Raw genomic sequence first — 3,227 nt, forward strand, 5'->3', positions numbered from 1 at the left:
TTTACGATAGAAATAAGTTGTTCATTAGGGATATGAGTATAAGAACGTTCTCTGTTAACAGACAAACCAGCTTTTTTTAAAGCTTTGTTCCAAGACTCAAATCTATAAACAATGGTTCCATATTGGCTTACATCCTTTGCACGAGGGGTTTTCCCTAAACGTTTAGATGTGTCTACTAAAATATTTAACAATTCATTGTCTGTATAATCCATAAAATATCACCCTATATAATTTTATATAAAGAATAAGATAAAAGACAGAAGTAATTATAAATAAAAATAAGAAACGCCTTAGATCCCATTAAGACGTTTCTTATTTAGGTTTTTGTTATGCGCGTTGCCAAATCAAAACAATCATTGGTTTAAATAAGTGTTTCGATATAATAATTATACCAAAAAACAAGAGGAATTCAAGTTTTTCCATTAATGTTATTATTTAGCTTTTTAACTTTAATCTTTTATATACTTCATATTGTTTTTCTAAAAATTTTTCGAAAACAGATGGAATTGTATCTTTCACCTCTTTTGCTAAGATATGGTTTTTAAAATAAAACCAATTATCACTTTCTTTAATTCTTTTAATAAACTTATTATTATTTTCAAATTTTGGTATTCCATATAGTTCAGGTGGTATTGAATCTAAAATTACTTTGTAAGACTCCTTTTTTATCATTGCGAATAAACTGGATCGCTTTTTTATATAAAGATAAATATTAAAGGATTCTATTATTCTTCTTATGTATTTTTGGAAATCCTGTTCATTGTAATGAATCTCCAAATGAATCATGTAAGGATATGGTGAAGTGAAATCTGTTTTAATAGTAGATTCAATTTTATATGGCTTGTTTAGTGAGCGAAAATCCCCTTCCTTGATAAAATTAACATTTATCGTAATAAACACCTCCATTTCTATTATACGTATATTATAGCATAAATGTATATTGGATGTACACTCAATATACATAGGATTAATAAAAAGTAAAAAAAATAACACTCGTTGTTGGAACAACGAGTGTTATTTCATCCACTTTTGGTTATCGGAATACAAAAGTGGATTTTACCTACGTTTCACCGACCAAAGCACAAACGTAGGTATAGAAAAAGATAATGCATAATAACAACCACTTTAACAGTAGCAATTATTAGAAAAGATGTTGACGCATCTTTTCTTTTTAGGTTCTCCCTTCTAAAGAAGAAATAACCTAATGAAATTTTTGTTTGAACTTAACTAAATTCTACTTTTTATAATGAAAAAAGTCAATTAAAAGAGCTACCCCTCGCCGTAGGAAGCGGAGTAGCCCTAAAAGATAATGCATAATAACAACCACCGCGTCCGGCAAGACAAAAAGTGGTTCTAAAGAAAATAACTAAAACTTGCAACCATTCGGCCTATCGACCTTATGAGAAATTTTTTATTTTAAGTGTCGAGCAAAAAACAATAAATTTCCATGAAAGGAGCAAGTTATAACGTAATTTTATTTATTGTTTCTAAAATTGTCAAGTGTAATAAATTTTAGGAAGATATTTAGATTACTCAAACCATCTACTCAAACCATTGTCGGTTCTTCCAACTACCTTAGAATGTTTATTAAGAGTTTCCAAATTGCTCATTCTTTCTATTGCTTTTAAAAATTTTTTATACGTATCAGTTTGTTCATCTTTTCCAGATTTACCAATAAATTTAGAATCCCCCTTAGTCTTCCCTTTTTTTGTGAAAACAGAAAATATATTCTTCAAAATCCCCACTCCTTTCCTAATGTGTATTCAATATATATTATAAAATGTTTTGGAAAAGATTTCAATATTTTTGTCACTTTTGGGTATACCCTCTTGTGACACTTTAAAAACCTTGATATAATAAGGATATAGGTTGTCACTTTTAAGTGTTCAATAATTAACTTCTATACAAAAAAAGATTTTACATATTATCCCAAAAGTGATTACTATAAATCAGTTTTAAGGAAGGTGAAATTATGATTTTTGAATGTGGAAATTGTGGAGTGGAAAATAAAATTTCTGAAATTAATGGAAGGTGCAAAGAATGTGACAATAATAATGTGGAAAAATTTAAATTGGTAACTGATGACAAATTTCTAACTGGAATGAGTGCAACGTATTTTTTTTATGAAGCTATGGAATGTTTAAATCGAGCATTAAAAAATAAAAAGTTATTCATAATAGATCCCAAAAGTGATAGGTCACAAATATTAAATTCTTTTCAGAATCAATTTTTGTGAAATGTATAAAGAAAGGGGTGTAAGGTGTGGAACAAAAACATGATTCAATTGGCGAATGTGATATGTGTGGAAACCCTGAACGCTACATAACACATGGAAAAGATAGTTTTGGTGTTCATGTGATGAATTATTGTACATTTGGCTGTTCAGATGAAAGAAGTGTGATGAAGGAAGGGAAAAAGAAAATGAAAAATATACTTAAAAAGGAGAGAGTAATCATGAAAAGTATTTATAAAACTGAAAAAGACTTACTGATAGAAAAAATGTGGAAAATTGTACTGGATGCTACAAAAGAAAACGGGAAAATAATAGATGATGCTGGGTGTGATTGGTTTACAATTAATAATCAAACTTATATAGGATCAATAGAATGGTTGGTTTCAAATGATTTAGAAGTAGCAAGGTTAGTAAATGCAATTAATTCGTTAAATGGCTCTAATAAACTAATCAACAAGTATAACGAAATAAAAGATGAGACCACAATTTGTAAAAAATGTAATAATGAAGTTAAAGTAACAGCGTTAGCGTTAGAATATGATAAAGGAAATATGTGTATCCCTTGTTATATGAAAACAGATGAATATAAAAAAGAAGAAGAAAAAAGGTTCATCAATAAAATGAAAAATAAAGTTATTAAAAAATAGAAAGGTTGATCTGATTGGAAGGAAATGTTTTTGGACAGAATCTTAGGAAATTAAGAAATTCAAAAGGGATTAGTCTAAGTAAATTGGGTAAAGAGTTAGGAGTAACAGGAAGTGCAATATCCGCATGGGAGCTTGGAAAAAAAGAACCTAGCTTTGATATGTTAAAAAAAATTGCAAGCTATTTTATGGTTAGTATTAATTATTTACTAAATCATCAAGTTTCAGGGAGTGAAGAACAAGAAAAAATAGCTGTTACACAGTTGGCTCATAGATTATACGAAAAAAGTAAGGATATTCTATTATTCGAAGAGGAAATACTTTCTTATATTAGTTATTTAGATTTTAAA

Annotated in this window: 6 protein-coding genes; 3 read left to right on the forward strand and 3 right to left on the reverse strand. The window is 28.3% G+C overall.

The window, feature by feature from the left end; all coding sequences use genetic code 11:
* From MR107_RS29505 to MR107_RS29515, 3 genes are all read right to left on the reverse strand, one after another.
* Positions 1-212: homing endonuclease associated repeat-containing protein (locus MR107_RS29505; RefSeq protein ID WP_368738399.1), on the reverse strand; the 212-nt coding region annotated here is incomplete at its 3' end.
* 223 nt (positions 213-435) lie between these two features.
* Entirely contained in the window at positions 436-900 is a 465-nt protein-coding gene (locus tag MR107_RS29510; protein WP_242293103.1) for a hypothetical protein, read from the reverse strand.
* A gap of 629 nt (positions 901-1,529) precedes the next feature.
* Positions 1,530-1,736, reverse strand: a complete 207-nt coding sequence (locus tag MR107_RS29515) for a hypothetical protein (protein ID WP_242293104.1) — start codon at positions 1,734-1,736, stop codon at positions 1,530-1,532.
* Positions 1,737-1,972: 236 nt separating this feature from the next.
* Here MR107_RS29515 and MR107_RS29520 point away from each other — a divergent pair, with 236 nt between their 5' ends.
* From MR107_RS29520 to MR107_RS29530, 3 genes are all read left to right on the forward strand, one after another.
* Positions 1,973-2,236, forward strand: coding sequence for a hypothetical protein (locus MR107_RS29520; RefSeq protein WP_242293105.1), 264 nt, complete (start codon positions 1,973-1,975; stop codon positions 2,234-2,236).
* A 26-nt stretch (positions 2,237-2,262) separates the two neighbouring features.
* The gene (locus MR107_RS29525; RefSeq protein ID WP_242293106.1) at positions 2,263-2,880 is read left to right on the forward strand and encodes a hypothetical protein; all 618 of its coding nucleotides are present in this window, start codon (positions 2,263-2,265) and stop codon (positions 2,878-2,880) included.
* A gap of 14 nt (positions 2,881-2,894) precedes the next feature.
* Positions 2,895-3,227: helix-turn-helix domain-containing protein (locus MR107_RS29530; protein ID WP_242293107.1), on the forward strand; the 333-nt coding region annotated here is incomplete at its 3' end.

The organism is Bacillus cereus group sp. BfR-BA-01441 (assembly GCF_022663075.1).
In the GTDB taxonomy this organism is placed as follows: domain Bacteria; phylum Bacillota; class Bacilli; order Bacillales; family Bacillaceae_G; genus Bacillus_A; species Bacillus_A cereus.

Coding starts and splice junctions, on each gene's coding strand:
- MR107_RS29520 (WP_242293105.1), top strand. CDS start 1,973: ATGATTTTTGAATGTGGAAATTGTGGAGTGGAAAATAAAATTTCTGAA.